This window comes from Streptomyces glaucescens (genome assembly GCF_000761215.1).
GTDB classification, from domain to species: Bacteria; Actinomycetota; Actinomycetes; order Streptomycetales; family Streptomycetaceae; genus Streptomyces; species Streptomyces glaucescens_B.
The window spans coordinates 2,886,734-2,913,406 of record NZ_CP009438.1; the positions used below are offsets into that span (position 1 = coordinate 2,886,734).

A 26,673-nucleotide genomic window follows, 5' to 3' on the forward strand; every position below is an offset into this window, starting at 1 on the left:
CTCTGCCGGGCCGCTTCCCCCTGCCCGCTCCGCCCCCGCGCCCCGGTGGCCCCGCTGCGCCGGGAACGGGCCGGCGCCGCCCGGGTGGCACCGCCGGGTCACCGGGCTGCCACCGCCCCGGCCGACGGTGTGCCGCCGTCGGCGCGCCCCCCTCGCCTGCGCCGGCGGGGCCTGCTCGCTGGGTACTGTGCGTTCCCTTGACTGGCAGAAACTTCCCGGATATTGGTGACCCCTCGGAAGTTTCCTTCAGCGGACCACTTCCTCCGGAAGGAGCGCACGTGCCCGACACCAGCACAGGAAACACCGCGAAACCCTCCAGACGCACGGTCCTCGCCGCCACGGCCGGCGTCACCGCGGCCCTCGCCGTCCCCGGCCCCGCGCACGCGCACGGCGACCGACGGCTGCGCCGCCTGATCTCCCGGATGACGCTGGAGGAGAAGGTCGGCCAGCTCTTCGTCTCACGGGCCTACGGGCACTCCGCGACCGCGCCCGACCAGGCCGACATCGACGCCAACCTCCGCGAGTTCGGCGTCCGCACCCCGGCCGAGCTGGTCGCCAGGTACCGCCTGGGCGGGGTCATCTACTTCGCCTGGGCGCACAACACCCGCGACCCGCACCAGATCGCCGCCCTCTCCAACGGTCTCCAGCGGGCGTCCCTCGGCCTCCCGCACCGGCTGCCACTGCTGATCTCCACCGACCAGGAGCACGGCATCGTCGCCCGGATCGGCAGGCCCGCCACGCTCTTCCCCGGCGCGATGGCCATCGGCGCGGGCGGCTCCCGCACCGACGCGCGCGCCCTCGGCCGGATCGCGGGCAGCGAACTGCGCGCGATGGGCGTACGGCAGGACTACACCCCCGTCGCGGACGTGAACGTCAACCCGGCCAACCCGGTCATCGGCGTGCGCTCCTTCGGCGCCGACCCGGACGCGGTGGCCCGGCTGGTCGCGGCCGAGACGGCGGGCTACCAGCGCTCCGGGGTCGCGGCGACCGCCAAGCACTTCCCCGGGCACGGCGACACCGAGACGGACAGCCACTACGGCTTCCCGGTCATCAGGCACACCCGCGCGCAGTGGGAGGCGCTGGACGCGCCGCCGTTCCGCGCGGCGATCGAGGCGGGCATCGACTCGATCATGACCGCGCACATCCTGGTCCCGGCCCTCGACGACTCCGGCGACCCGGCCACCCTCTCGCGGCCCATCCTCACCGGCATCCTGCGCGAACAGCTCGGCTTCGACGGGGTGGTGGTCACCGACGCGCTCGACATGGCGGGGGTGCGGCAGAAGTACGGCGACGACCGGGTTCCCGTGCTGGCGCTGAAGGCGGGCGTGGACCAGCTGCTGAACGCGCCCAGGCTGGACCTGGCGTGGAACGCGGTGCTGAAGGCCGTCCAGGACGGGGAGCTGACGGAGGAGCGGCTGGAGGAATCGATCCTGCGGGTGCTGCGGCTGAAGGCGAAGCTGGGACTCCTCGACGACCCGTGGACCGACGAGGACGCCGTGGACCGCGTGGTCGGCACCGCCGCGCACCTCGCGACGGCCGACCGGATCGCCGGGCGGACGACCACCCTGCTGGTCAACGAGGGCGGGCTGCTGCCGCTCGCGCCGGACGACACCCCGCGCCTGCTGGTCGTGGGCGCCGACCCGGCCTCCCCGTCCGGCACCACCGGTCCGCCGACCACTGTGCTGGCCCGGGCCCTGACGGAGCTGGGCTTCACCGCGACCGCGCTGTCCACGGGCACGGCGCCGTCCGCGGCGGTGATCGAGCGGGCCGTCGCGGCGGCCGGCGAGGCGGACGCGGTGGTCGTGGCGACGTACAACGTCACCGCGACCAGCAGTCAGAGGACCCTGGTCGAACGGTTGCTGGCAACGGGCCGCCCGGTGGTCGCGGTGGCCGTGCGCAACCCGTACGACGCGGCCCGGCTGCCGGGCGTGCGCGCGTACCTCGCGGCGTACTCCTGGACGGACGTCGAGGTGCGGGCCGCCGCCCGGGTGATCGCCGGGCAGGTGGAGCCGCGCGGGAAGCTCCCGGTGCCGGTGCAGCGGGCCGACGATCCGACCCGGGTGCTGTACCCGCTCGGGCACGGCCTGACGTACTAGCGAGTGCCCGCGCAGTCCCGTCCGCCCCGACGGAGACGGCGGGCCCCCGGAGGGACCCGCCGTCGGTGCGGCTCGGACGAGGCCGGTTACGGACGCAGCGTCCGCTCGGTGCCCCGCTTGTCGAGCCTGGCGTCGAACGCGGCGAGGGGCTTGGCCTTGGCGGGGTCGGCCTTGACCGACGCCGGGGCCACGCCCGCCCATTCGAGGATCTTCGCCGTGGCGAGGGCCTTCTCGTCGTCGACCAGGCCGGCGACGCGGGCGCCGTGGTTGGCGCCGGGGGCGGTCAGGACGTACGAGTCGCGGGCGCCCTTGCCGAGGCGGAAGGGCTCGGCGCCCCACGGGTCGTTCTCGCCGTAGACGAACAGCATGTGGCGGGCGTTGTGGCGGACCCACGTGTCCACGTCCCGCATGGCGCCCGGCTGGAACCGCATCTCGATGTCACGCGGCACGTAGTGACGCGGCGGCAGGTAGCCGTAGCGGACGTACTTCTTCTCGATGTGCGGGAAGTGGATGGTCGGCGCGCCGAGCTGGGTGCCCGCCTGGTAGTAGTACGGCGTGTACGGCTCCAGGCCCTGGTCGGTGTAGAAGGAGAACCCGGCGATGGCGTCGAGGGTGTTCCAGATCTCGTCGTCGGTGGCGTTCTTCGCGACCGCGGGGATGGTGCCGCAGTCCGACAGCAGGCTGTACTGCCAGAAGCCCCAGACGTAGTCGAGGACGGTCGCCTCGTACGCCTTGTCGAGGCTGCCGACGGTGTGGAAGGTGTAGCCGTTCTCGGCGGCGTACGCCGCGTACCGCTGCTCCATGACGTCCCGCCGCACCAGCGCCTCGCGCTGGACGCCGTTCAGCCGGTCGCGGCACTCCTTCGTGCCGACGGTGGCGAAGAACCGGTCGTAGGCCGAGTCCTCCTTGTTCACGACGTCGTTGGGGGCGACGTAGGCGACGACGCCGTCCATGTCGCGGGGGTAGAAGCGCTCGTAGTAGGTGGCGGTCATGCCGCCCTTGGAGCCGCCGGTGGAGAGCCACTTCTCGCCGTAGACCGGCTTGAGCGCCTTGAAGATGCGGTGCTGGTCGCTGGCCGCCTGCCAGATGTCCAGCTTGCTCCAGTCGGCCGGGCTGGGCCGGGAGGGGGTGAAGTAGCGGTACTCCATGGAGATCTGGTTGCCGTCCACGATCTGGGTCGGCTCGCGGCGGCTGGGGGCGGTGGAGACGCTGTAGCCGCTGGTGTAGAAGACCGTCGGGCGGGAGACGTCCTTGTGCAGGACGGTGATCCGCTGCTGGAACGTGCCCCTGGCCGGATGGCGGTGGTCGACCGGCTGGGTGTAGTTCAGGACGAAGAAGCGGTAGCCGGGGTACGGCTTCTCCTCGATCAGGCTCATGCCCGGTACGGCCAGGAGCCGGTCCTTGATGTCGGTGGCCTCCGGCTGGACGGCGGTGGCCGTCCCCGCCGTGCTCAAGGTGCCTATGAACACCGTGAGCGCGAGCAGCCATCTGAGCGCCTTGCGCATGCACCCTCCCCTGTGAGAACAGATGTGCGCCGGAAGCTATCGGAGCAACCCGCTTCACACCAGGGGATGTTCGGTAACGGGGGGTGCGTGTCGGGTGGTCCGCTCAGCAGAGGATCCAGCCGGAGCTGACCGCGCCCCGTCCCACCGAGCCCTTGACCCACACGCAGCGCTGCCCGGCGTACACCTTCACGCCCGGGGTGTGGTGCCGGTGCTTTCCCTTGTGGGGCACGGGCCGGTGGCCGCGGGCCTGCACGCTGACGGCCATGTTCCGCGGCGGGCCGGGGTTCTTGGCGTAGGTGGACGCGCAGACGTAGCCGCCGCTCCTGTAGACGTGGACGGCTCCGGTGGAAAAGGGCAGCGTCCTGACCTTGCGGCCGGGACACGGCGCGGCGGCGGCATGGGCCTCGGCCGGCGCGGCGAGCGCGAGGAGTCCGGCCGCGGTCAGCACGGACAGTCCGAGGGCCAGCCGCCGTCGTATCGCACCCGTGTCCACAGTCGTCCCCTCCCGTGCCGCACCCTTCGGCGGATTGACGTACGGATGTACGGACGCGCAGCGGACGCCGGATGGTTGCGCCGGGCGGCGGTCAGGCCCCCACGGGGGTGTCCTCGCCGACGAACGTGCGCCACAGTTCGGCGTACCGCCCGCCGCGGGCCAGCAGCTCCTCGTGGGTGCCGTCCTCGGCGACCCGGCCGTGGTCCATCACCACGACCCGGTCGGCGCGCGCCGCGGTGGTCAGGCGGTGGGCCACGACCAGGGTGGTGCGGCGGCCCGCCAGCCGCTCCGCCGCCTGGTTGACCAGTGCCTCCGTGGCCAGGTCGAGGGCGGCGGTGGCCTCGTCGAGGAGCAGCACGTCCGGGTCGACGAGTTCGGCGCGGGCCAGCGCGATCAGCTGGCGCTGGCCGGCGGAGAGGTTGCGGCCGCGTTCGGCGACCTCGTGCAGGTAGCCGCCCTCCAGGCGGGCGATCATCTCGTGCGCTCCGACCGCGCGGGCGGCGGCCTCCACCTCGGCGTCGGTGGCGTCGGGGCGGCCGTAGGCGATGGCGTCGCGGACGGTGCCGGGGAAGAGGTAGGCCTCCTGCGGGACGACACCGAGCCGGTGCCGGTAGGCGGTCAGGTCGAGGGTGCGCAGGTCGTGGCCGTCGACGGTGACCCGGCCGGCGGTCGGGTCGTAAAACCGGGCCACCAGCTTCACCAGCGTCGACTTGCCCGCGCCGGTCTCGCCGACGAACGCCACGGTCTGCCCGGCGGGGATGCGCAGGTCGACGCCGGTGAGGGCCGGCTCGTCGTCGCCGTACGCGAAGTGCACGCCCTCGAAGGCGATGTCGCCGCGCAGTTCGCCCACGGCGCGGGGCTCCCGGGCGGACCGCGTGGAGGTGGGCTCGCGCAGGAGTTCCTGGATGCGGCCCAGGGAGACGGTCGCCTGCTGGTAGCCGTCGAAGACCTGGGAGAGCTGCTGCACGGGCGCGAAGAACAGGTCGATGTACAGCAGGTACGCCACCAGGGCGCCGGTGGTCAGGGTGCCCGCGTCGACGCGTCCGGCGCCCACGATCAGCACGGCGGCCGCGGCGGCCGACGACAGGAGCTGCACGAACGGGAAGTAGATGGAGATCAGCCACTGGCCGTGCACGCGGGCCTGCCGGTAGCCGTCGCTGCGCTCGGCGAACCGGCGTCCGCCGTCCCGCTCCCGCCGGAACGCCTGGACGATCCGCAGCCCGGCCACGGTCTCCTGGAGGTCGGCGTTGACGCCGGAGACCCGCTCGCGGGCGAGTTCGTACGCCTTCACGCTCGCCCGGCGGAAGAAGTAAGTGGCCACGATCAGGGGCGGCAGCGTCGCGAACACCACGAGGGCCAGTTCCACGTCGATCACCAGCAGGGCGGCCATGATGCCGAAGAAGGTGACGACCGACACGAACGCGGTGACCAGGCCCGTCTGGAGGAACGTCGACAGGGCGTCGACGTCCGTCGTCATGCGGGTCATGATCCGGCCGGTCAGCTCGCGCTCGTAGTAGTCGAGGCCGAGCCGCTGGAGCTGGGCGAAGATCTTCAGGCGCAGGGCGTACAGGACCCGCTCGCCGGTGCGGCCCGTCATCCGGATCTCGCCGATCTGCGCCGCCCACTGGGCGAGCACGGCGGCCAGGGCCAGCGCGGACGCCGCCCAGACCGCGCCGAGGGCCAGCTCGGAGACACCGCTGTCGATGCCGTGCCGGATCAGCACGGGGAGCAGCAGGCCCATGCCCGCGTCCACGGCGACCAGGCCGAGGCTGACGAGGAGGGGCAGCCCGAAGCCCTTGAGGAGCCTCCTGAGCCCGTACGACTCCTCCGGCCGCACCGCCCGCGCCTCGTCGACGTCGGGGGTGTCGGTCGCCGGGGGCAGGGCTTCCACCTGGGCCAGCAGCTCCGGGGTGGCCGGGGTGCCGGACAGGGCGGTGTCCTTGCGCTCGCGGTCGCCGGTCCACAGCCGCGGGGTGACCCCGCGCTCGGCGTCGAACTCGGCGTCCAGCTCGTCGCGGACCGAGGTGTCCTCGTCCCGGGGGGCGGCCGGCGGGGTGTGGCCCGGGGAGACGCCGCCCAGCTCGTCGGGGTCGGTGAGCAGCCTGCGGTACAGGGCGGAGCGCCGCTCCAGCTCCTCGTGGGTGCCGAGGTCTGCGAGCCGGCCGCCGTCGAGTACGGCGATGCGGTCGGCGAGGTTCAGGGTGGAGCGGCGGTGCGCGATGAGGAGGGTGGTGCGGCCCTCCATGACCTGCTTCAGCGCCTCGTGGATCTCGTGCTCGACGCGCGCGTCCACCGCGGAGGTGGCGTCGTCGAGGACGAGCAGCCGCGGGTCGGTGAGGATCGCCCGGGCGAGGGCGACGCGCTGGCGCTGGCCGCCGGAGAGGGTGAGGCCGTGCTCGCCGACCACCGTGTCGTAGCCGTCGGGCAGCGCGCTGATGAAGCCGTGCGCCTGGGCGGCGCGGGCGGCCTGCTCGATCTCCTCGTCGGTGGCGTCGGGGCGGCCGTAGGCGATGTTGGCGCGGACGGTGTCGGAGAAGAGGAACGAGTCCTCGGGGACGAGGCCGATGGCGGCGCGCAGCGAGTCGAGGGTCAGCTCGCGCACGTCGTGGCCGCCGATCAGCACGGCGCCGCGGGTGACGTCGTAGAAGCGTGGCAGGAGCAGTGAGACGGTCGACTTGCCGGAGCCGGAGGCGCCGACGACGGCCAGGGTCTCGCCGGGGCGGATCTGGAAGGAGAGGCCGTCGAGGACGGGCCGGTCCGGGTCGTAGCCGAAGGACACGTCGTCGAACTCGACGGTCGCGGGGGCGTCGGCGGGCAGTTCCTTGGTGCCGTCGGTGAGGGCGGGCTCGGTGTCGATCAGCTCCAGGACGCGTTCGGTGCCCGCGCGGGCCTGCTGGCCGACGGTGAGGACCATGGCGAGCATCCGGACCGGGCCGACGAGCTGGGCGAGGTAGGTGGAGAAGGCGACGAAGGTGCCGAGGGTGACGTTGCCGCGGACGGCGAGCCAGCCGCCGAGCGCCAGCATGGCGACCTGGCCGAGGGCGGGGACGGCCTGGAGGGCGGGGGTGTACAGGCTGTTCAGGCGGATGGTCCGCAGCCGCCCCGCGAAGAGCCGCCGCCCGACCTCGCGCAGCTTGTGCGTCTCCTGCTCCTCCTGCCCGAAGCCCTTCACCACGCGTACGCCGCCGACCGCGCCGTCGACCACGCCCGCGACGGCCGCGGCCTGTGCCTGCGCGTACCAGGTGGCGGGGTGGAGCCTGGTGCGGCTGCGTCTGGCGATCCACCACAGCGCGGGTGCGACGGCGAGCGCGACCAGCGTCAGCGGGATCGACAGCCACGCCATGATGACCAGGGAGATCAGGAAGAGCAGGACGTTCCCGATGGTCATCGGGAGCATGAAGAGCAGGCCCTGGATCAGCTGGAGGTCGCTGGTGGCCCGCCCGACGACCTGCCCGGTGGACAGCTCGTCCTGGCGCCGCCCGTCGAGCCGGGTGATCGTGCCGTACATCTCGGTGCGCAGGTCGTGCTGGACGTCGAGGGCGAGCCGGCCGCCGTAGTAGCGGCGGATGTACGTGAGGACGTAGACGAGGAGGGCGGCGGCCACGAGGGCGCCGGCCCAGGGGGCCATGCCGCGGGTCTTGTCACCGACCACGTCGTCGATGATCACCTTGGTGATCAGCGGGACGACGGCCATGACGGCCATGCCCGCGAGGGAGGAGCCGAGGGCGAGGATCACGTCCTTGGGGTAGCGCCAGGCATAGCCCCACAGTCGTCTCGCCCACCCTTGCTGCGCTGCCACGCCGGTGCCCTCCGTCAGACCTGATCTTCCGGAAGGCACCAACACGAACAGAAGCGGATTTCATCCCTCCGCAACAATCCGGGTCCGCGGCGGGCGGGGCGGAGGCGGACGGGGCGGAAGCAGAAGCGGGTGGTCCGGGCGGCGCTCCGGTTGTCATCGCCGGCGAGCAGGACGTCCAGGCGGCCGTGTGAGCGGCCGGTGACGGCCATGGCCTCGGTGTCGTCGAGCAGCGGGCCGGGCTGCGGCTGCCCGGCGGCGGCGCCGAGACCGGGGCAGTCGGCGAGGCCGGCGGACGGCTCTTGCGCATCGGCCGCACGCCGCCCTGCTCGGTCAGCTGCCGGATCCCGCTGACGCCCGTGGCGCGGCACGGGCCGGCAAGGTACAGGCGTACGGGTGTTGCCGACAACGGCGGTGAAGCCGCGCTCCAGGAGGAGGCGCCCGTCGGGCGTCGCGGTGATCTCGTCCGCCCCGGCGGCGGACAGGCAGGTGGCGGCGGTGGCGAGTACGGTTCTCAGACGCCTGCCCGCCACCGCAGGGCGGGGCGGTGACGGACGGTGGACGGCCTGGTGAAGGCTGGGCTCCCGTCGCGGTGCGCACCCTCCAGACTCCAGGTAGGTGGGCCGCCCCTCGAAGGGGCGGCCGGTCGCGGGCCTCGGGCAGTTCCTCGGGTCAGGCGGCGGCCAGGTCGCGGTGGATGACCTTCGACACGTTCTGGATCGTGGTGATCCCGTAGTTCATGGTGCTGTTGCCGTGGGTGAGCACGGTGATGGTGTAGCCCCGCCCGGCGCCCCGGAAGAGGCCGACGCTGTGGACCCGCCAGCCGTGGGTGGCCCGGGAGAGCCAGCCGTTCTTGACGGCGACGGTGATACCGGCGGGGGCGCCGTACGGGGTGCCCCAGCGCTGTGACGACACGACCTGGCCCATCAGCTTCAGGATGAAGGCGCGCGCGTTGTCGCTGAGCACGGTGTTCTTCACGTTGATCAGCTTCAGCAGCTTCTGCTCGTCGGTCACCGTGATCTGGGTCAGTCCCCAGTAGCCGTTCGCGCCGGGCTTGGTCTGGGTCATGCCGGCGGCGGTGAGGAATCCCCGGATCTTGGTCAGGCCGAGCTGCTTCCACAGCGTGGTGGTGGACGCGTTGTCCGACTTGGTGATCATGGCCCTGCTGAGGGCGACCTCGCGGTCGGTGAGGTACCGCCCGTGCTTGCTCGCGTCCCACAGCAGCGTGGCGAGGACGGTCACCTTGACGATGCTGGCGGAGTCGAACGCGGTGGAGGCGCGCAGCGTGCAGGTGGTGTTCGTGGTCCGGTCGTACACCCCGACGGCGATCGTCCCCTTGCGGTTCGCGAGCGCGGCGGTGATGTCCTTCTTCAGCTTGGCGGCGAGGCCCGCCTCGGCGGACGTACAGCTGACGGTGGGGGTGGCCGCGGTGGCGGGGGTGGCGGCCACGGCGGGTATGAGGATGCCGGCGGATATTGCGGCGCCGATCAGGCGGGCATGACGGGATCTGCCGTGAGTCATGCCTGCTTCGACTCGTCAGGGCCGCGCACGGTTGTACGGGTGTTCGGCCGACGGCGACCCGGGGTAGGGAAAGGCCGGGCGGGAGGAGCGCGATGGGGCAACGGCAGCGTGACGTCGCGGAGTTGTGCGGTCGGCTCTACGCGGCACTGTGGGCGCTGGAGCGGATCGCCGGCAGCCCCGGGGACCTGGACAAGCCGGGCACACCGCACTACGTGATCTCCCACGGCCCCGAGACCGAGTTCCGCAAGCACCTCGACGACGTGGGCGAGCGGCTGTACCGGGCCAGGACCGGGCGGCCGGAAGCGCGGGCACCGGCCGCCGGACTCCTCCAGGACATGGCGAACTTCATCCCGCCCGACGGCATCCCCTCGGGCAACTTCGGCACCGAGGAGCGCGAGTCCTTCGACCGCGGGCTGCGGGAACAGCGGACGGCTTACGAGGAGAAGTTCGGGGATCTGCTGAGCTGACGGACGACCAGGGCGCGTCCGACCCCCGTCAGGGTCGCGGGGGTTCGAGTCGCACCGCGTGCGGGAGCAGGGCACGGCGACCGCCGGCCGAGGCAGGGCGCGGTGACCGCCGGCCGAGGCAGGGCGCGGTGACCGCCGGCCGAGGCAGGGCGCGGTGACCGCCGGCCGAGGCAGGGCACGGCGGCAACCTGCCGAGGCAAGGCGCGGCGGAGGCCGCTCGCCCCGCGGGGCATGAGGCCCCCTCGCGGGAGACACGGCACGTCGTCATCCACTCGACACCTCCCCGTCACTCAATTGTCTGCATGCCCATGCCACCCTCCCCCTGCCGCCTCCATTCAACCCGCGTAGATGGGACCCCACATGACGGCAACTCACCCGCGTCGCCGGAAGACCGTGGCCCTGGCCACCGCCGCCGTGCTCGCCGGCCTCACCACGCCCGCGCTGACCGCGACCCCCGCCGCGGCGACCACGACGGCGTACGACACGACGTACTACAAGAACGCCGTGGGCAAGACGGGCACCAGCCTGAAGTCCTCGCTGCACACCATCATCAGCAGCCAGACCAAGCTGTCCTACTCGGCGCTGTGGGAGGCGCTGAAGGTCACCGACCAGGACCCGGCCAACAGCAACAACGTCAAGCTGCTGTACTCGGGCATCTCCCGCAGCAAGTCGCTCAACGGCGGTGACGTCGGCGACTGGAACCGCGAGCACGTGTGGGCCATCTCCCACGGCGACCTGACGACCTCCACCGGCCCGGGCACCGACCTGCACCACATCCGCCCGGAGGACGTCCAGGTCAACGGGATCCGCGGGAACAAGGACTTCGACGACGGCGGCAGCGCCTTCACCAACTCCGGTGGCAGCCTGACCGACTCCAACTCCTTCGAGCCGCGCGACGCCGTCAAGGGCGACGTGGCCCGCATGGTCTTCTACATGATCGTCCGCTACGAGGGCGGCGACGGCTGGGCGGACCTGGAGGGCAACGACAGCGTCAGCAACGGCGGCAACCCGTACATGGGCCGCCTGACGGTGCTGAAGCAGTGGAACGACGAGGACCCGCCGGACGCCTTCGAGGAGCGCCGCAACCAGGTCATCTACGACACGTACCAGAAGAACCGGAACCCGTTCATCGACCACCCGGAGTGGGTCGAGGCGATCTGGTAGGCGCCCCGGCCCGAGCCCGGCGCGGCGGTCAGCGGTCCAGGTGCGTCGGCGCGAACATCCGCAGCACCGCCGGGAGGACGACCACCGCGGGCCCGGGCTGCGACAGGGCCTTCGCCAGGTCGGACTCGAGTGTCTCCGGGGTCGTACGGACCCCGGGGACCCCGAACGACTCGGCGAGGGCCACGTAGTCGGGCCGGGTCAGGTCCGTCGCCGTGGCCTGGCCGAAGGCGTCCGTCATGTACTCGCGCAGGATGCCGTAGCCGCCGTCGTCGACGATGAGCCAGGTGACGTTCAGGCCGTACTGGCGGGCCGTGGCCAGTTCGGCGACGGAGTACAGGGCCCCGCCGTCGCCGGAGACGGCGAGGACCGGGGTGGTGGGATCGGCCACCGCCGCGCCCAGCGCCGCCGGGAAGCCGTAGCCGAGCCCGCCGGCGCCCTGCGCGGAGTGCAGGGTGTTGGGGCCCTTGGCGTCGAAGGCGGACCACGCCCAGTAGGCGAGGATCGTCATGTCCCAGAAAGACGGCGCGGACGCGGGGAGGGCCCGGCGGACCGCCGCCAGGACGTTCCGCTCCAGGGTGAGGTCCTGGGCGTCGATGCGCTCGCGGACCCGCCGCAGCAGCTCGCCCACCCGTTCCTCGGCCGTCGGGTCGGTGCGCTCCTCGACCGTCTCCAGCAGGGCCCGGAGCGCGAGGCGCGCGTCCGCGTGGATGCCGAGCGCCGGGTGGTTGGACTCCAGCTTGCCGAGGTCGGCCTCGACCTGGATCACCCGGCCGCGCGGCCTGAGCGTGTGGTAGTTGGAGGAGAGTTCGCCGAGACCCGAGCCGACCACCAGCAGGACGTCCGCGTCCTCCAGGAAGTCGGTGGTGTGCCGGTCCTCCAGCCAGGACTGGAGGGACAACGGGTGCTCCCAGGGGAAGGCGCCCTTGCCGCCGGGGGTGGTGACGACCGGCGCCCGGAGGCGCTCGGCCAGCTCGCGCAGCTTCCGGGAGGCGTCCGAGCGGATCACCCCGCCGCCCGCGATGATCGCCGGCCGCTCCGCGTGCGAGAGCAGCCGGGCGGCGACGGCGGTGAGTTCGGGGCGCGGCGGGAGGTCGTCGGGGGTCGCGTCCACCGCGGTCACGACCGGGAGCGACGTCCGCGCCAGCAGCACGTCCTGCGGGATCTCCACCCAGACCGGGCCGTGCGGGGCGGTCAGCGCGGACTTCCAGGCGGCGGCGATCGCCGAGGGGATCTGGGACTGGGTGCGGACCGTGTGGACCGACTTGACCACACCGCGGAACGACGCGGCCTGGTCGGGGAGTTCGTGGAGGTAGCCGTGGCGGCCGCCGCCCAGGCCGGCCGTCGGGACCTGGCTGCCGATGGCGAGGACGGGGGCGCTCGCGGCGGCCGCCTCCTGGAGCGCCGCCAGCGACATCAGCGCTCCCGGCCCCGTCGACAGCAGCAGCGGGGCCGCCTCACCCGTGATCCGGCCGTACGCGTCCGCCGCGAAGCCGGCGTTGTTCTCCACCCGCAGGCCGATGTAGCGCAGGTCGGAGCGGCGCAGCGCGTCGAACATGCCGAGGGCGTGCTGGCCGGGCAGGCCGAAGACGGTGGTCGCGCCCAGCCCGGCCAGGGTCTCCACGACCAGGTCTCCGCCGTTGCGGCCGGGGGGAGGGTTCAGCGCGGCCTCCGTCTGGGCGGCCGTCGGGCGGAGCTCCAGGTCGTGGTCGTGGGTCACTTGCCCTCGTTCTCCTTACCGGCCTCGCGGGCCGCCGCGATCTGCCGGCTCATGATGGTCGTGAGTTCGTACGCCGTGTGGGAGGCCGCCACCGACGTGATCTCCGCGTGGTCGTACGCGGGGGCCACCTCGACGACGTCCGCCGACACCAGGTTGCAGGAGGCCAGCCCGCGCAGGATCTCCAGCAGCTCCCGCGAGGTCATGCCGCCCGCCTCGGGCGTGCCGGTGCCGGGGGCGTGGGCGGGGTCGAGGCAGTCGATGTCGATGGAGATGTACAGCGGGCGGTCGCCGATGCGCTGGCGCAGCTGGTCGGCGACCTCGTCGGCGCCGCGGCGGTAGACGTCGGCCGAGGTGACGATGCCGAAGCCCATCTTCTCGTCGTCGGTGAGGTCCTGCTTGCCGTAGAGCGGGCCGCGGGTGCCGACGTGGGAGAGCGCCGAGGTGTCGAGGATGCCCTCCTCGACCGCGCGGCGGAACGGGGTGCCGTGGGTGTACTCGGCGCCGAAGTAGGTGTCCCAGGTGTCGAGGTGGGCGTCGAAGTGGAGCAGGGCGACCGGGCCGTGCTTCTTCGCGACGGAGCGCAGCAGGGGCAGCGCGATGGTGTGGTCGCCGCCGAGGGTCATCAGGCGGGCGCCGGTGCCGAGCAGCTCGTCCGCGGCGGCCTCGACGGTCTCGACGGCCTCGTTGATGTTGAACGGGTTGACGGCGATGTCGCCGCCGTCGGCGACCTGGGCGAGGGCGAAGGGGGAGGCGTCCTGGGCCGGGTTGTAGGGGCGCAGGAGGCGGGAGGCCTCGCGGATGGCGTTGCCGCCGAAGCGGGCGCCCGGCCGGTACGAGACGCCCGAGTCGAACGGCACGCCGACGACGGCGACATCGGCGGTGCCGACCTCGTCGAGGCGCGGCAGCCGGGCGAAGGTGGCGGGGCCGGCGTACCGCGGGATGCGGGAGGAGTCGACCGGGCCGCGGGGCGTCTCGTTGCTGCTCATGGGAGTATGCCTTCTTTCCTACGCTTCATCGCGTATGCACTGCTACTGACCGGTATACGACTCTACTGCGGAGCCGTCACCGCTTCGGACACGGGTTCGGGTGCCGCCCGTCCGGCGAGCCGCTCCCGCCAGGCGGCGAGCACCGCCTCGTCGGTCGGCCTCGTCGCCAGGGAGACGGCGACGTAGGCGGCGAGGGAGGCCAGGAGGCCGTAGTAGACCGGCTCGTTGGCGAGGATGCCGTAGGCCGCCATCAGACCGGTCACCGAGAGGCCGCCGACGGCGACCGAGGCCAGCGCGCCCGCGGCGGTGCCGCGCCGCCACAGCAGCCCGCCGAGGATCGGCACGAGCAGCCCGCCGACGAGCAGGTTGTACGCCACGGTCAGCGCCTCGACGACGTCGTTGAGCACGATGGCGGTGAGGACGACCGCGACGCCCATCAGCAGGATGAAGGCCCGGTTGCCCTTGACCTCGTCGTGTTCCGCCGTGTCCGCGGGGGGCCGCAGGGTGCCGCGCAGCCGGGACCAGATGTCGTTGTTGGCGACGGTGGCGCAGGCGATGAGGGCGCCGGAGGAGGTCGACATCACGGCGGCCAGGGCGGCGGCGAGCACCAGCCCGCGCACCCCCGTCGGCAGCTCGTCCCTGACGATGGTCGCGAAGGCGTCGTCGGCGTTGTCGAGGTTGGGGTAGAGCACCTTGGCGGCGGTGCCGATGACCGCGCCGCCCACGGCGTACGCCAGGCAGTAGGTGCCGGCGACGGTGCCGCCCCAGCGGGCGGTCCGGTCGCTGCGGGCGGTGAAGACGCGCTGCCAGATGTCCTGCCCGATGAGCATGCCGAAGGTGTAGATCAGCACGTAGGTGAAGATCGTCTCGCCGCCGATGCCCAGCGGGTCGAAGTACTCGCCGGGCAGCTTCGCCCTCATCTCGCCGAAGCCGCCCGCCTTGACCACGGCGACGGGCAGCAGCAGGAGCAGCACGCCGATGGTCTTCACCACGAACTGCACCATGTCGGTGAGGGTGATGGACCACATGCCGCCGAGGGTGGAGTACGCGACGACGACCGCCCCGCCGAGGACGATCGCGAGGGTGCGGTCGACGTCGAAGAGGACGTCGAAGATCGTGGCGTAGGCGATGGTGGAGGTGACCGCGAGCATGAGCGTGTACGCCCACATCACGACGCCGGAGATCACGCCCGCCCGGCCGCCGTAGCGCAGGTCGAGCATCTCCGACACGGTGTAGACCCTCAGCCGGGCGATCCGGGCCGAGAAGAAGACGGACAGGGCGAGCAGGCCGAGTCCGATGGTGAGGACCATCCACGCGCCGGAGAGCCCGTACTGGTAGCCGAGGCCGACGCCGCCGATGGTGGACGCGCCGCCGAGGACGACCGCCGCCATGGTGCCCGAGTACATGGCCGGGCCGAGCCTGCGGCCCGCCACCAGGAACTCGCTCTTGGACCGGGCGCGGCGCATGCCCCACCAGCCCATGGCAAGCATGCCGGCCAGATAGACGACGATCACGATGTAGTCGACGGCCATGGGGCCTCCTTCGCGCACTCTCGGTGGCGTGTCGTGCAGGTGCGGTCCGCGGTGGCTGGTCGCGGGGACATCCGCCCGTACCCGCGGCCACCGGTCCCACCGACCCTAGGTGGCCGAAAAGAGACTGCGAAGTGTACGTTTCATCCACCGGAGCCGAACGGGATGGAGGAATCGCACATCATGACCGAGGCGACGCCCCCCGTTCCGCCCGCCGCTCCGGCTCCCGCCGCGCCTCCCGTGCCCCCCACTCCCCCGGTCCCGCTCTCTGCCCTGCTCGCCCGCGAGGACCTGGCCCTGCGGCAGCTCACGGGCCCGCCCGCCGCCGGTGTCCTGCTGCACACCGCGCACACCTCGGAGATGTCCGACCCCTACCCGTACCTGCTGGGCGGCGAACTGCTCCTGACCGCGGGCGTCCACATCCCCGAGGCCGCGGACACGGGCACGTACTTCGACGCGTACGTCGCCCGGATCGTCGAGGCGGGCGGCGCCGCACTGGGCTTCGGGCTCGCCCCCGTCCACGACGCGGTCCCCCGCGCCCTGGTCGCCGCCTGCGCGTCCCACGGCCTGCCCCTGCTGGAGGTGCCGCCCCGGACCACCTTCTCCGGCGTGGCCCGCGCGGTCTGGCAGCTGATGGCCCAGGCCCGCCTCGCGGAACTGCGCCGGGTGACCGAGGCGCAGCAGAGCCTCGCCGCCGCGGCGGCCCGCCCCGACCCGGTCCCGTCCGTGCTGCGCCAGCTCGCCCAGCGGGTCGGGGGGCGCGCGGTGCTGTACGGGCCGGAGGGGGCCGAGATCGCGGCGGCGGGACGGCTGCCGGACGACGCGGCCGGGGCCGCCCTGGCGGACCTGGCCCGCCTGGTCACGGCCCGTGCCGCCACCGCCACCGACACGGCCGCCGGGCTCCGCCTGAGCGCCTACGCCCTCGGGGCCGGCCAGGGTTTCGTCCTCGGCGTGGCCTCCCCGCACCGGGATCCCGCCGACCACACGATCGCCTCGGTCGCCGCCGTCCTCCTGTCCCTCCTGACCGGCGAGCACCAGACCGGCACCGGCGCGGCCCGCTCCTCCGCCCTGGTCCGCCTGCTGCTCGGCGCCCCGCCCGAGGAGGTGGCCCCGCTGCTCGGCGCCGGCGACCACTGGCTGGTCGTCCACGCGAGCCCGCAGGCGGAGGTGGTGCCGGATCCGGTGGCGGCCTCCGCCCTGGGCGCGGCCCTCGGCTCCCCCCTGGTCGACACCGCCGGCGACGTCGTCCGCGTCCTGGTGCCCGCCGGCCACCCGCCCGCCCCGCACCCCGGCTGGACCCTGGGGGTCAGCGCGCCCGCCGCCGCGGGCGCGCTGGCCGCGGCGGACGCCCAGGCGGCGCGCGCCCTCACCCGGGCCCGCGCCACCCGCGCCCCCCTCCTCCACCACAGCACCCGGCCCTCCCTGGCGGACCTGCTGCCCGCGTCGGAGGCGGAGGCCCATGCCCGCGCCCTGCTCGCCCCCCTGACGCCGCCGCTCGCCGAGACCCTGCGCTCCTGGCTGTCCCTGCACGGCAGCTGGGACCGCACCGCCGTGGCGCTCTCCGTCCACCGCAACACGGTCCGCCAGCGGATCGCGCGGTGCGCCGCGCTGCTGGACGCCGATCTGGACGATCCGGATGTGCGGATGGAGCTGTGGTTCGCGTTGCGGCGGGGGTGAGGCGCCGCCCTCCCGGTGCCGCGGAAGGCGCCCGACGGGGCCCCGGAGGGCGTGCGGGGCGTGACGAGCGTTACGGCCGTCCCGCTCTGGACTCCCGTCCCTACTCGCCGGTACGGTAAGGCTGAGCAAGCGCTTAGATACGTACCGGTGGAGGTGGCGGCGTGCGCCGTACGGTGTTCAACGAGGATCACGAGGCGTTCCGGGAGACCATCCGCGCCTTCATCGAGGCCGAGGTCGTCCCGGTCTACGACGAGTGGTTCCAGGCCGGCCAGGCGCCGCGCGAGTTCTACTACAAGCTCGGTGAGCTGGGCATCTTCGGCATCAACGTGCCCGAGGAGTACGGCGGCGCCGGTCTGGACACCCACAAGTTCGAGGCCGTCCTCTACGAGGAGACCGCCCGCGCGGGCGTCCAGTTCGGCGGCTCCGGCGTGCACGTGCTGCTCGCCCTGCCCTACCTCAAGATGCTGGCGACGGACGAGCAGAAGAAGCGGTACCTGCCGAAGTTCGTCACCGGCGAGGAGATGTGGGCCATCGCGATGACCGAGCCGGGCACCGGCTCCGACCTCGCCGGCATGAAGACCACCGCCAAGCTCTCCGAGGACGGCACGCACTACGTCCTCAACGGCGCCAAGACCTTCATCACCGGCGGTGTGCACGCCGACAAGGTCATCGTCTGCGCCCGGACCTCCGCGCCGACCGCCGAGGACCGCCGCTTCGGCATCTCCCTGTTCGCCGTGGACACCAAGTCCGAGGGCTACTCCATCGGCCGCAAGCTGGACAAGCTGGGCCTGCGCACCTCCGACACCGCCGAGCTGGCGTTCGTCGACGTCAAGGTCCCCGTCGAGGACCTGCTCGGCGAGGAGAACAAGGGCTTCTACTACCTCGGCCACAACCTCGCCTCCGAGCGCTGGGGCATCGCCTTCGGTGCGTACGCGCAGGCCAAGGCCGCCGTCCGGTTCGCCAAGCAGTACGTGCAGGAGCGCACCGTCTTCGGCAAGCCGGTCGCGCACTTCCAGAACACCAAGTTCGAGCTGGCCGCCTGCCAGGCCGAGGTGGACGCCGCCGAGGCCGTCGCGGACCGCGCCACCGAGGCCCTCGACGCCGGGGAGCTGACCCCCGCCGAGGCCGCCTCCGCGAAGCTGTTCTGCACCGAGGTCGCGCACCGCGTCATCGACCGCTGCCTCCAGCTGCACGGCGGCTACGGCTACATGAACGAGTACCCGATCGCCCGCCTGTACGCGGACAACCGCGTCAACCGCATCTACGGCGGCACCAGCGAGATCATGAAGACGATCATCGCCAAGGACATGGGCCTGTAAGCACCACGCTCCACAGTAGCCATGAGCCAGGCACTCGAGGACCTCCTCGATCTGCTCGACCTGGAGCAGATCGAGGAGGACATCTTCCGCGGCCGGTCCCGGTCCGCCGTCGTCCCCCGGGTCTTCGGCGGCCAGGTCGCCGCGCAGGCGCTGGTCGCGGCGGGCCGTACGGTCCCGGCCGACCGCCCGCCCCACTCGCTGCACGCGTACTTCCTGCGCACCGGCGACCCCGGCGCGCCCATCGTGTACACGGTCGACCGGCTGCGCGACGGCCGTTCCTTCACCACGCGCCGCGTCGTCGCGGTCCAGCACGGCAAGCCGGTCTTCGGCCTGTCGGCCTCCTTCCAGGCGTACGAGGAGGGCCTGGACCACCAGGCGCCGATGCCGCCCGCCCCGGACCCGGCCACCCTGCCGACCTCGGAGGACCGGCTGCGCGGCTACCCGCACCTCGACCCCGGGGTCGTCGAGCGGTTCGTCGAGGCCCGGGCGGCGGTCGACCTGCGCTACGTCGACGACCCGCCGTTCGGCCGGTACGGCACACCGCGCGAACCGCACTCCCAGGTCTGGTTCCGCACCAACGGCAAACTCGCCGACGACCCCCTGCTGCACATCGCGCTGGCCACCTACGTCTCCGACATGACACTGCTGGACTCGGTGCTGCTCGCGCACGGCCGGGGCGGCTGGGCCGTCGGTGACGTGGTCGGCGCCTCGCTGGACCACGCGATGTGGTTCCACCGCCCCTTCCGCGCCGACGAGTGGCTGCTGTACGACCAGGAGTCCCCGTCGGCGTACGGCGGCCGGGGTCTCGGCCAGGCCCGCATCCACACCCGGGACGGCCGCCTCGCCATCACGGTCATCCAGGAGGGCGTGGTGCGCGTCCCGCGGGACCGCGCCGAAGGCGGGGGGCCCGTCTAGGGCCTGCCGTTCGGATCATCCCGGCGTCACGGGGTCCGGCCCGCACATCCGCCGCGCTGTCGTCACGCGCCGAAGCTCCGCCTCGGCTCCCTCCTCCGCCGTGCGGCCGCACGTACCGGACCCCGCTCGGGTCGGCCGGAAGGCGCCGCACCGCACAGCCGGCCCGATCCGAACGACGGGCCCTACGCCAGCCCCGCCTCCGCGAGGAGGTACGCCGTCATCGGGTCGTAGTACCGCGGGCTGACCACGTGGTCGTCGAGCGGGACCGTCACCTGTACGGTGCCTTCCGCCTCGGCGAGGAAGAGCGCCGGGTCGTTGCAGTCGGCGTAGCCCACCGAGTCCACCCCGTGCTGCCCCGCGTACCCCGCCCAGCCGTGGTCGGCGACGACCAGGTCGGGCAGCGGGCGGCCCGCGCGTTCCAGCCCGGTGAGGACGGCCTTCATCGGTTCGCCCGAGTGGGTGTGCCAGAGGGTGGCGCCGTGCTCCAGCACCGCGACGTCCGCGAACTGCATCACGTACCCCTCCTCCGTCTGGAGCCCGTCGGGGATGACGACGATCTCGCAGCCGGCGGCGCGCAGCGCGGCGGCCGTCGCCCGGTGCACGTCCAGCAGCCCGCCCGGGTGACCGGTCGCGAACAGCACCCGCTGCTGCCCGTCGGCCGCCTTGCGCAGCCTCGCCGCCATCCGCTCCAGCGCCGAGACGGTCAGCTCCGGGTCGATGGTGTCCTGCCCGTACCGGTACTCGGGGTCGTCGTTCACCCCGGCCCGTTCCGCCATCACCGCGAGCACGTCCTGCTCGTCGCTCCAGCGGTCACCCAGCTCCAGGCCGAGCCAGTAGTGGCGGTTGCCGTTCGCCAGCTGGCGGTAGTGCGAGAGGTTGTTCTCCCGGGGGGTGGCGACGTCCCCCGCGATGCGGGTCCGCACGAGGTGGTCGACGAGTTCGGCGCGGCTGGGTGTCCCGGGTATCGGCATGGCTCCCATTGTGGGGCAGCCCACCGTGTCCGCACTCGACACCGGCGGCTCTGGGATGTGGATCACCCCGGATCCGCGCGGCGGCTCACGCCGGGGCGGGCGCCCCGGCCGCCGCGAACGCCCCCCGGGCCATCCGGTGCAGCAGCTCCGCGGTGGCCCCCCGGCCCGGCAGCGCACCCCGCCGGCCCAGGTGGGGGGTGGAGTTGAGCAGGCCGAAGACGGAGTGGACGGCCGAGCGGGCGGCGGGTTCGGCGAGGGCCGGGTAGACCTTCCGCAGGACGTCCACCCACAGTTCGACGTACTGCCGCTGGAGCTGGCGCACCAGCTTGCGGTCGCTCTCCCGGAGGCGGTCCAGCTCGCGGTCGTGCAGGGTGATGAGGGGACGGTCGTCGAGCGCGAAGTCGATGTGGCCCTCGATGAGCGAGTCGAGGACCGTCTCCGGGGCCGTGCCGTCCTCGCCCCCGGCCGTGGCGGCCTCCTTCAGGCGCAGCTTCGCGCCCGTCAGGAGCCGGCCGCTGATCCCGACCAGCAGCTCGGCGAGCATCGCGTCCTTGCCGGCGAAGTGGCGGTACAGACCGGGGCCGCTGATGCCGACGGCGGCGCCTATCTCGTCCACGCCGACGCCGTGGAAGCCGCGCTCGGCGAAGAGCCGGGCGGCCTCCTTGAGGATCTGCTCGCGGCGGGTGGGGGCGTCGGTTCTGGTGGCCATGGAAGCAATTCTAGACAGGGAGGTTAGCGGTCGTTAACCTGAAGGAAATGCGTTAACGCTCATTAACAAGGTGAGGGGACCGCGAGGATGGACCAGGCACCGGAGCTGACGAGCGCGGCGGACCCCGCGTCGGAGGCCTGGCAGGCCAATGAGGCGGCGCACCGCGCGCTGGTCGAGGAGCTGCGCGGCAAGCTGGCCGCCGCCCGGCTCGGTGGCGGCGAGAAGGCGCGGGCGCGGCACACCGCGCGCGGCAAGCTGCTGCCACGCGACCGCGTGGACACGCTCCTCGACCCCGGCTCGCCCTTCCTGGAGCTGGCTCCGCTGGCGGCCGACGGGATGTACGAGGGGCAGGCGCCGGCGGCGGGGGTGATCGCCGGGATCGGCCGGGTCAGCGGGCGCGAGTGCGTGATCGTCGCCAACGACGCCACCGTCAAGGGCGGGACGTACTACCCGATGACGGTGAAGAAGCACCTGCGGGCGCAGGAGGTCGCGCTCGACAACCGGCTGCCCTGCCTCTACCTCGTGGACTCCGGCGGCGCCTTCCTGCCCATGCAGGACGAGGTGTTCCCGGACCGTGAGCACTTCGGGCGGATCTTCTACAACCAGGCCCGCATGTCGGGCGCGGGCATCCCGCAGATCGCCGCCGTGCTGGGGTCGTGCACGGCGGGCGGCGCGTACGTGCCCGCGATGAGCGACGAGGCCGTGATCGTGCGGAACCAGGGCACGATCTTCCTGGGCGGCCCGCCGCTGGTGAAGGCCGCGACCGGCGAGGTCGTCACCGCCGAGGAACTGGGCGGCGGCGAGGTGCACTCCCGGGTCTCCGGTGTGACGGACCACCTGGCGGAGGACGACGCGCACGCCCTGCGGATCGTCCGGAACATCGTCGCCACCCTGCCCGAACGGCGGGGCGTCCCCTGGGACGTGCGGCCCGCCGTCGAGCCGAAGGTGGACCCGTACGGGCTGTACGGGGCGGTCCCGGCCGACCCCCGCACGCCCTATGACGTCCGCGAGATCATCGCCCGGGTCACGGACGGCTCCCGCTTCGCGGAGTTCAAGTCCGAGTTCGGGCAGACCCTGGTCACCGGCTTCGCCCGGATCCACGGCCACCCGGTGGGCATCGTCGCCAACAACGGCATCCTGTTCGCCGAGTCCGCCCAGAAGGGCGCCCACTTCATCGAGCTGTGCGACCAGCGCGGCATCCCGCTGGTGTTCCTCCAGAACATCTCCGGCTTCATGGTCGGCAAGGACTACGAGGCGGGCGGCATCGCCAAGCACGGCGCCAAGATGGTGACCGCGGTCGCCTGCACGCGCGTGCCGAAGCTGACGGTGGTGGTCGGCGGGTCGTACGGCGCGGGGAACTACTCGATGTGCGGCCGGGCGTACTCGCCGCGCTTCCTGTGGATGTGGCCCAACGCCAAGATCTCCGTGATGGGCGGCGAGCAGGCCGCCTCCGTGCTCGCCACCGTCAAGCGCGACCAGCTGGAAGCGCGCGGCGAGGACTGGCCGGCGGAGGAGGAAGAGGCCTTCAAGGCCCCGATCCGCGCCCAGTACGAGCGCCAGGGCAATGCCTACTACGCCACCGCCCGCCTCTGGGACGACGGCGTCATCGATCCGCTGGAGACCCGGCAGGTGCTGGGTCTGGCCCTGACGGCCTGCGCGAACGCCCCGCTGGGCGAGCCGCAGTTCGGCGTCTTCCGGATGTGAGGGGGTTCACCATGTTCGACACCGTTCTTGTGGCCAACCGCGGCGAGATCGCCGTCCGGGTCATCCGTACGCTGCGCGCGCTCGGTGTGCGCTCCGTCGCCGTCTTCTCCGACGCCGACGCCGACGCCCGGCACGTCCGCGAGGCCGACACGGCCGTACGCATCGGGCCGGCGCCCGCCACCGAGAGCTACCTGTCGGTGGAGCGCATCCTGCAGGCCGCCGAGCGCAGCGGCGCCCAGGCCGTCCACCCGGGGTACGGCTTCCTGGCGGAGAACGCCGGGTTCGCGCGCGCCTGCGCCGAGGCCGGGCTGGTGTTCATCGGCCCGCCCGCGGACGCCATCGCCCTGATGGGCGACAAGATCCGCGCCAAGGAGACCGTCCGCGCGGCGGGTGTCCCGGTGGTGCCCGGCGGACGCGATCCGGACCTGGCCGAGGCGGCCCGCGAGCTGGGCGCGCCCGTGCTGCTGAAGCCCAGCGCGGGCGGCGGCGGCAAGGGCATGCGGCTGGTGCGCGACCTCGGCGTGCTGGACGACGAGATCGCCGCCGCCCGCCGGGAGGCCCGCGCCTCCTTCGGCGACGACACCCTGCTCGTCGAGCGCTGGATCGACCGGCCCCGGCACATCGAGATCCAGGTCCTCGCCGACGCCCACGGGAACGTGGTGCACCTCGGTGAGCGCGAGTGCTCGCTCCAGCGCCGCCACCAGAAGATCATCGAGGAGGCGCCGAGCGTGCTCCTCGACGAGGGGACGCGGGCGGCGATGGGCGAGGCGGCCGTGCAGGCGGCCCGCTCCTGCGGGTACGTCGGCGCGGGCACGGTGGAGTTCATCGTCCCCGGCGGCGACCCCTCGCAGTACTACTTCATGGAGATGAACACCCGCCTCCAGGTGGAGCACCCGGTCACCGAGCTGGTCACCGGCCTGGACCTGGTGGAGTGGCAGCTGCGGGTCGCGGCGGGCGAGAAGCTGCCGTACGGGCAGGGCGACATCCGTCTCACCGGGCACGCCGTGGAGGCGCGGATCTGCGCCGAGGACCCGGCGCGCGGCTTCCTCCCCTCGGGCGGCACGGTGCTGCGGCTGCGCGAGCCGCAGGGCGACGGGGTGCGCACCGACTCCGGGCTCAGCGAGGGCACGGAGGTCGGCAGCCTGTACGACCCGATGCTGTCCAAGGTGATCGCCTACGGCCCGGACCGCGCCACCGCCCTGCGCAGGCTCCGCGCGGCCCTCGCCGAGACGGTCACGCTGGGCGTGCCCACCAACGCGGGCTTCCTGCGCCGGCTGCTCGCCCATCCCGCGGTGGTCGCGGGTGACATGGACACCGGCCTGGTCGAGCGGGAGGCGGCGGGGCTCGTCCCGGATGAGGTGCCGGAGGAGGTGTACGAGGCCGCGGTGGCCGTGCGGCTGGACGCGCTGCGGCCCCGGCAGGAGGGCTGGACGGACCCGTTCTCCGTGCCGAGCGGCTGGCGCCTGGGCGGGGAGCCCAGGCCGGTCGCCTTCCCGCTGCGCGTGCCGGGCCTCGACCCCGTCACGCGCACGGCCCGCGGCACCCACACCGTCACCGCCGACCGGGTCGACGTGACCCTGGACGGAGTGCGCCACACCTTCGACCGCGCGGGCGACTGGCTGGGCCGGGACGGGGACGCCTGGCAGGTCCGCGACCACGACCCGGTGGCCGCCTCCCTGGACCGGGCCGCCCACGCGGGTGCCGACTCCCTCACCGCACCCATGCCGGGGACCGTGACGGTGGTGAAGGTGGCGGTCGGCGACGAGGTGACCGCCGGTCAGAGCCTGCTGGTGGTCGAGGCGATGAAGATGGAGCACGTCGTCTCCGCACCGCACGCTGGCACGGTCGCCGAACTGGACGTCACGCCGGGCACGACGGTCGCCATGGACCAGGTGCTGGCCGTCATCACCCCGCACGAGGAGTCCGAGGAGGCGGCGCGATGACGGCCGGCGGACTTCCCATGGCCGTCCCCGTGGAGGGGCTGCCCGCCCGTGTCCGCATCCACGAGGTCGGCGCCCGGGACGGACTGCAGAACGAGAAGGCGACGGTGCCCACGGAGGTCAAGGCGGAGTTCATCCGGCGCCTCGCCGCCGCGGGCCTGACGACGATCGAGGCGACCAGTTTCGTCCACCCCCGGTGGGTGCCCCAGCTCGCCGACGCGGAGGACCTGTTCCCAATGGTCGGCGACCTCCCCGTGGACCTGCCGGTGCTGGTGCCCAACGAGCGCGGCCTGGACCGCGCCCTCGCCCTCGGTGCCCGCCGTGTCGCCGTGTTCGCCAGCGCCACCGAGTCCTTCGCGAAGGCCAACCTCAACCGCACGGTCGACGAGGCGCTGGCCATGTTCGAGCCGGTGGTCAGCCGGGCGAAGGCGGAGGGCGGGCATGTGCGCGGCTACCTCTCCATGTGCTTCGGGGACCCCTGGGAGGGCCCGGTGCCCGTCCCGCAGGTGGTCCGGGTCTGCCGGGCGCTGAGGGACATGGGCTGCGACGAGCTGAGCCTCGGCGACACCATCGGCGTGGCCACCCCCGGACACGTCCGGGCGCTCCTCACCGCGCTCGACGCCGAAGGCATCCCGGTCGAGGCGCTGGGTGTGCACTTCCACGACACCTACGGCCAGGCGCTCGCGAACACCCTCGCGGCGCTCCAGCACGGGGTGACGACCGTCGACGCCTCGGCGGGCGGCCTGGGCGGCTGCCCCTACGCGAAGTCGGCCACCGGCAATCTCGCCACCGAGGACCTGGTGTGGATGCTGCGGGGCCTCGGCATCGACACCGGCGTCGACCTCGGCCTGCTCACCGCCACGAGCGTGTGGATGGCCGAACAACTGGGCCGGCCCAGCCCCTCCCGCACCGTCCGTGCCCTGTCCCACAAGGAGCAGTGAAGAACGATGGACCACCGTCTCTCCCCCGAGCTGGAAGAACTCCGCCGCACCGTGGAGGAGTTCGCGCACGACGTGGTGGCCCCGAAGATCGGCGACTACTACGAACGGCACGAGTTCCCGTACGAGATCGTCCGCGAGATGGGCCGGATGGGCCTGTTCGGACTGCCGTTCCCGGAGGAGTACGGCGGCATGGGCGGCGACTACCTCGCGCTGGGCATCGCGCTGGAGGAGCTGGCCCGGGTCGACTCCTCGGTCGCCATCACCCTGGAGGCGGGCGTCTCCCTGGGCGCGATGCCGATCCACCTGTTCGGCACCGAGGAGCAGAAGCGGCAGTGGCTGCCCCGGCTCTGCTCCGGTGAACTCCTGGGCGCCTTCGGCCTGACCGAGCCGGACGGCGGCAGCGACGCCGGGGCGACCCGGACGACCGCGCGCAGGGATCCGGCGACCGGCGAGTGGGTGATCAACGGCACCAAGTGCTTCATCACCAACTCCGGCACGGACATCACGGGCCTGGTCACGGTCACCGCCGTCACCGGCCGCAAGCCCGACGGCAGGCCGCAGATCTCCGCGATCATCGTGCCGTCCGGCACGCCGGGCTTCACCGTCGCCGCCCCGTACTCCAAGGTCGGCTGGAACGCCTCCGACACCCGTGAGCTGTCCTTCGCCGACGTGCGGGTGCCGGCGGAGAACCTGCTGGGCGAGGAGGGGCGTGGGTACGCGCAGTTCCTGCGGATCCTCGACGAGGGCCGGATCGCCATCGCGGCGCTGGCCACGGGGCTGGCGCAGGGCTGTGTCGACGAGTCGGTGCGCTACGCGAAGGAACGTCACGCCTTCGGCCGCCCGATCGCGGCGAACCAGGCGATCCAGTTCAAGATCGCCGACATGGAGATGAAGGCGCACACCGCCCGTCTCGCCTGGCGGGACGCGGCGTCCCGGCTGGTCGCCGGGGAGCCGTTCAAGAAGGAGGCGGCCCTGGCCAAGCTGTACTCGTCGACCGTGGCCGTCGACAACGCCCGCGAGGCCACCCAGATCCACGGCGGGTACGGGTTCATGAACGAGTACCCGGTGGCCCGGATGTGGCGTGACTCGAAGATCCTGGAGATCGGCGAGGGCACGAGCGAGGTGCAGCGCATGCTGATCGCCCGGGAGCTGGGGCTGGTGAGCTGACCGGCCCGGACGTCGCGGCGGCCCGGGCGGAAGGACCCTGAAGCCCCGCACCTTTC

The 26,673-nt window shown here is 72.9% G+C and carries 19 protein-coding genes; 10 read left to right on the forward strand and 9 right to left on the reverse strand.

Annotated features, from left to right (window positions below; genetic code table 11):
- Nucleotides 1-278: 278 nt before the first annotated feature.
- The gene (locus tag SGLAU_RS12425; protein ID WP_043501038.1) at nt 279-2,096 is read left to right on the forward strand and encodes a glycoside hydrolase family 3 protein; all 1,818 of its coding nucleotides are present in this window, start codon (nt 279-281) and stop codon (nt 2,094-2,096) included.
- An 86-nt stretch (nt 2,097-2,182) separates the two neighbouring features.
- On the opposite strand, the gene SGLAU_RS12430 is transcribed toward SGLAU_RS12425, so the two are convergent.
- From SGLAU_RS12430 to SGLAU_RS12450, 4 genes are all read right to left on the reverse strand, one after another.
- Nucleotides 2,183-3,601, reverse strand: coding sequence for a S28 family serine protease (locus SGLAU_RS12430; protein WP_043501040.1), 1,419 nt, complete (start codon nt 3,599-3,601; stop codon nt 2,183-2,185).
- Between the two features lie 103 nt (nt 3,602-3,704).
- Nucleotides 3,705-4,094, reverse strand: a complete 390-nt coding sequence (locus SGLAU_RS12435; protein WP_043501041.1) for a hypothetical protein — start codon at nt 4,092-4,094, stop codon at nt 3,705-3,707.
- A gap of 91 nt (nt 4,095-4,185) precedes the next feature.
- A complete protein-coding gene (locus tag SGLAU_RS12440; protein WP_043501042.1) occupies nt 4,186-7,893 on the reverse strand; it encodes an ABC transporter ATP-binding protein in 3,708 nt (1,235 codons plus the stop codon).
- Nucleotides 7,894-8,562: 669 nt separating this feature from the next.
- On the reverse strand, nt 8,563-9,411 hold the full coding sequence (locus SGLAU_RS12450) for a serine hydrolase (RefSeq protein WP_043501045.1): 849 nt from the start codon (nt 9,409-9,411) through the stop codon (nt 8,563-8,565).
- A gap of 92 nt (nt 9,412-9,503) precedes the next feature.
- Between SGLAU_RS12450 and SGLAU_RS12455 the strand changes: the two genes are divergently transcribed.
- Both SGLAU_RS12455 and SGLAU_RS12460 read left to right on the forward strand, forming a co-directional pair.
- Nucleotides 9,504-9,878: a hypothetical protein gene (locus tag SGLAU_RS12455; protein WP_043501047.1), complete on the forward strand. Its 375-nt coding sequence runs from the start codon at nt 9,504-9,506 to the stop codon at nt 9,876-9,878.
- A 360-nt stretch (nt 9,879-10,238) separates the two neighbouring features.
- A complete protein-coding gene (locus SGLAU_RS12460) occupies nt 10,239-11,042 on the forward strand; it encodes an endonuclease I family protein (RefSeq protein WP_043501048.1) in 804 nt (267 codons plus the stop codon).
- Between the two features lie 28 nt (nt 11,043-11,070).
- On the opposite strand, the gene SGLAU_RS12465 is transcribed toward SGLAU_RS12460, so the two are convergent.
- From SGLAU_RS12465 to SGLAU_RS12475, 3 genes are all read right to left on the reverse strand, one after another.
- On the reverse strand, nt 11,071-12,759 hold the full coding sequence (locus SGLAU_RS12465) for a thiamine pyrophosphate-binding protein (protein ID WP_043501051.1): 1,689 nt from the start codon (nt 12,757-12,759) through the stop codon (nt 11,071-11,073).
- Complete coding sequence (gene speB / locus SGLAU_RS12470; protein WP_043501054.1) at nt 12,756-13,745, reverse strand: agmatinase; 990 nt, start codon at nt 13,743-13,745, stop codon at nt 12,756-12,758. The genes SGLAU_RS12465 and speB overlap by 4 nt, the downstream gene beginning before the upstream one ends.
- Nucleotides 13,746-13,807: 62 nt before the next feature.
- Nucleotides 13,808-15,277 (reverse strand): sodium:solute symporter, encoded by a 1,470-nt coding sequence (locus SGLAU_RS12475; RefSeq protein ID WP_043501056.1) that lies wholly within the window; start codon nt 15,275-15,277, stop codon nt 13,808-13,810.
- Nucleotides 15,278-15,457: 180 nt separating this feature from the next.
- Between SGLAU_RS12475 and SGLAU_RS12480 the strand changes: the two genes are divergently transcribed.
- From SGLAU_RS12480 to SGLAU_RS12490, 3 genes are all read left to right on the forward strand, one after another.
- The gene (locus SGLAU_RS12480) at nt 15,458-16,951 is read left to right on the forward strand and encodes a PucR family transcriptional regulator (RefSeq protein ID WP_052414088.1); all 1,494 of its coding nucleotides are present in this window, start codon (nt 15,458-15,460) and stop codon (nt 16,949-16,951) included.
- Between the two features lie 161 nt (nt 16,952-17,112).
- Nucleotides 17,113-18,270, forward strand: coding sequence for an acyl-CoA dehydrogenase family protein (locus SGLAU_RS12485; RefSeq protein WP_043501058.1), 1,158 nt, complete (start codon nt 17,113-17,115; stop codon nt 18,268-18,270).
- A gap of 21 nt (nt 18,271-18,291) precedes the next feature.
- Nucleotides 18,292-19,185 carry an acyl-CoA thioesterase gene (locus SGLAU_RS12490; protein WP_043501059.1) on the forward strand — a complete coding sequence of 298 codons (894 nt, stop codon included), beginning with the start codon at nt 18,292-18,294 and terminating at the stop codon, nt 19,183-19,185.
- 182 nt (nt 19,186-19,367) lie between these two features.
- Here SGLAU_RS12490 and SGLAU_RS12495 read toward each other — a convergent pair whose 3' ends face one another.
- Both SGLAU_RS12495 and SGLAU_RS12500 read right to left on the reverse strand, forming a co-directional pair.
- Nucleotides 19,368-20,156 carry a phosphatase gene (locus tag SGLAU_RS12495; protein ID WP_043506558.1) on the reverse strand — a complete coding sequence of 263 codons (789 nt, stop codon included), beginning with the start codon at nt 20,154-20,156 and terminating at the stop codon, nt 19,368-19,370.
- 85 nt (nt 20,157-20,241) lie between these two features.
- Nucleotides 20,242-20,865: a TetR/AcrR family transcriptional regulator gene (locus SGLAU_RS12500; RefSeq protein ID WP_043501060.1), complete on the reverse strand. Its 624-nt coding sequence runs from the start codon at nt 20,863-20,865 to the stop codon at nt 20,242-20,244.
- A gap of 87 nt (nt 20,866-20,952) precedes the next feature.
- Here SGLAU_RS12500 and SGLAU_RS12505 point away from each other — a divergent pair, with 87 nt between their 5' ends.
- Genes SGLAU_RS12505 through SGLAU_RS12520 form a run of 4 tightly spaced genes read left to right on the forward strand, consistent with a single transcriptional unit; the run spans nt 20,953 to nt 26,617 of the window.
- Nucleotides 20,953-22,569, forward strand: a complete 1,617-nt coding sequence (locus SGLAU_RS12505; protein WP_043501062.1) for a carboxyl transferase domain-containing protein — start codon at nt 20,953-20,955, stop codon at nt 22,567-22,569.
- A gap of 11 nt (nt 22,570-22,580) precedes the next feature.
- Nucleotides 22,581-24,512 (forward strand): acetyl/propionyl/methylcrotonyl-CoA carboxylase subunit alpha, encoded by a 1,932-nt coding sequence (locus tag SGLAU_RS12510; protein WP_043501064.1) that lies wholly within the window; start codon nt 22,581-22,583, stop codon nt 24,510-24,512.
- Nucleotides 24,509-25,450, forward strand: coding sequence for a hydroxymethylglutaryl-CoA lyase (locus tag SGLAU_RS12515; protein WP_043501067.1), 942 nt, complete (start codon nt 24,509-24,511; stop codon nt 25,448-25,450). Before SGLAU_RS12510 ends, SGLAU_RS12515 begins: the two co-directional genes overlap by 4 nt.
- A 6-nt stretch (nt 25,451-25,456) precedes the next feature.
- A complete protein-coding gene (locus tag SGLAU_RS12520; protein WP_043501069.1) occupies nt 25,457-26,617 on the forward strand; it encodes an acyl-CoA dehydrogenase family protein in 1,161 nt (386 codons plus the stop codon).
- Nucleotides 26,618-26,673: the final 56 nt, after the last annotated feature.

What these genes read in the sequence shown, in the direction of transcription:
- SGLAU_RS12430 (WP_043501040.1), bottom strand. Translation starts at nt 3,601, where the DNA reads ATGCGCAAGGCGCTCAGATGGCTGCTCGCGCTCACGGTGTTCATAGGC.
- SGLAU_RS12450 (WP_043501045.1), bottom strand. Translation starts at nt 9,411, where the DNA reads ATGACTCACGGCAGATCCCGTCATGCCCGCCTGATCGGCGCCGCAATA.
- SGLAU_RS12455 (WP_043501047.1), top strand. Translation starts at nt 9,504, where the DNA reads ATGGGGCAACGGCAGCGTGACGTCGCGGAGTTGTGCGGTCGGCTCTAC.
- SGLAU_RS12460 (WP_043501048.1), top strand. Translation starts at nt 10,239, where the DNA reads ATGACGGCAACTCACCCGCGTCGCCGGAAGACCGTGGCCCTGGCCACC.
- speB (WP_043501054.1), bottom strand. Translation starts at nt 13,745, where the DNA reads ATGAGCAGCAACGAGACGCCCCGCGGCCCGGTCGACTCCTCCCGCATC.
- SGLAU_RS12475 (WP_043501056.1), bottom strand. Translation starts at nt 15,277, where the DNA reads ATGGCCGTCGACTACATCGTGATCGTCGTCTATCTGGCCGGCATGCTT.
- SGLAU_RS12480 (WP_052414088.1), top strand. Translation starts at nt 15,458, where the DNA reads ATGACCGAGGCGACGCCCCCCGTTCCGCCCGCCGCTCCGGCTCCCGCC.
- SGLAU_RS12490 (WP_043501059.1), top strand. Translation starts at nt 18,292, where the DNA reads ATGAGCCAGGCACTCGAGGACCTCCTCGATCTGCTCGACCTGGAGCAG.
- SGLAU_RS12495 (WP_043506558.1), bottom strand. Translation starts at nt 20,156, where the DNA reads ATGCCGATACCCGGGACACCCAGCCGCGCCGAACTCGTCGACCACCTC.
- SGLAU_RS12500 (WP_043501060.1), bottom strand. Translation starts at nt 20,865, where the DNA reads ATGGCCACCAGAACCGACGCCCCCACCCGCCGCGAGCAGATCCTCAAG.
- SGLAU_RS12505 (WP_043501062.1), top strand. Translation starts at nt 20,953, where the DNA reads ATGGACCAGGCACCGGAGCTGACGAGCGCGGCGGACCCCGCGTCGGAG.
- SGLAU_RS12510 (WP_043501064.1), top strand. Translation starts at nt 22,581, where the DNA reads ATGTTCGACACCGTTCTTGTGGCCAACCGCGGCGAGATCGCCGTCCGG.
- SGLAU_RS12515 (WP_043501067.1), top strand. Translation starts at nt 24,509, where the DNA reads ATGACGGCCGGCGGACTTCCCATGGCCGTCCCCGTGGAGGGGCTGCCC.
- SGLAU_RS12520 (WP_043501069.1), top strand. Translation starts at nt 25,457, where the DNA reads ATGGACCACCGTCTCTCCCCCGAGCTGGAAGAACTCCGCCGCACCGTG.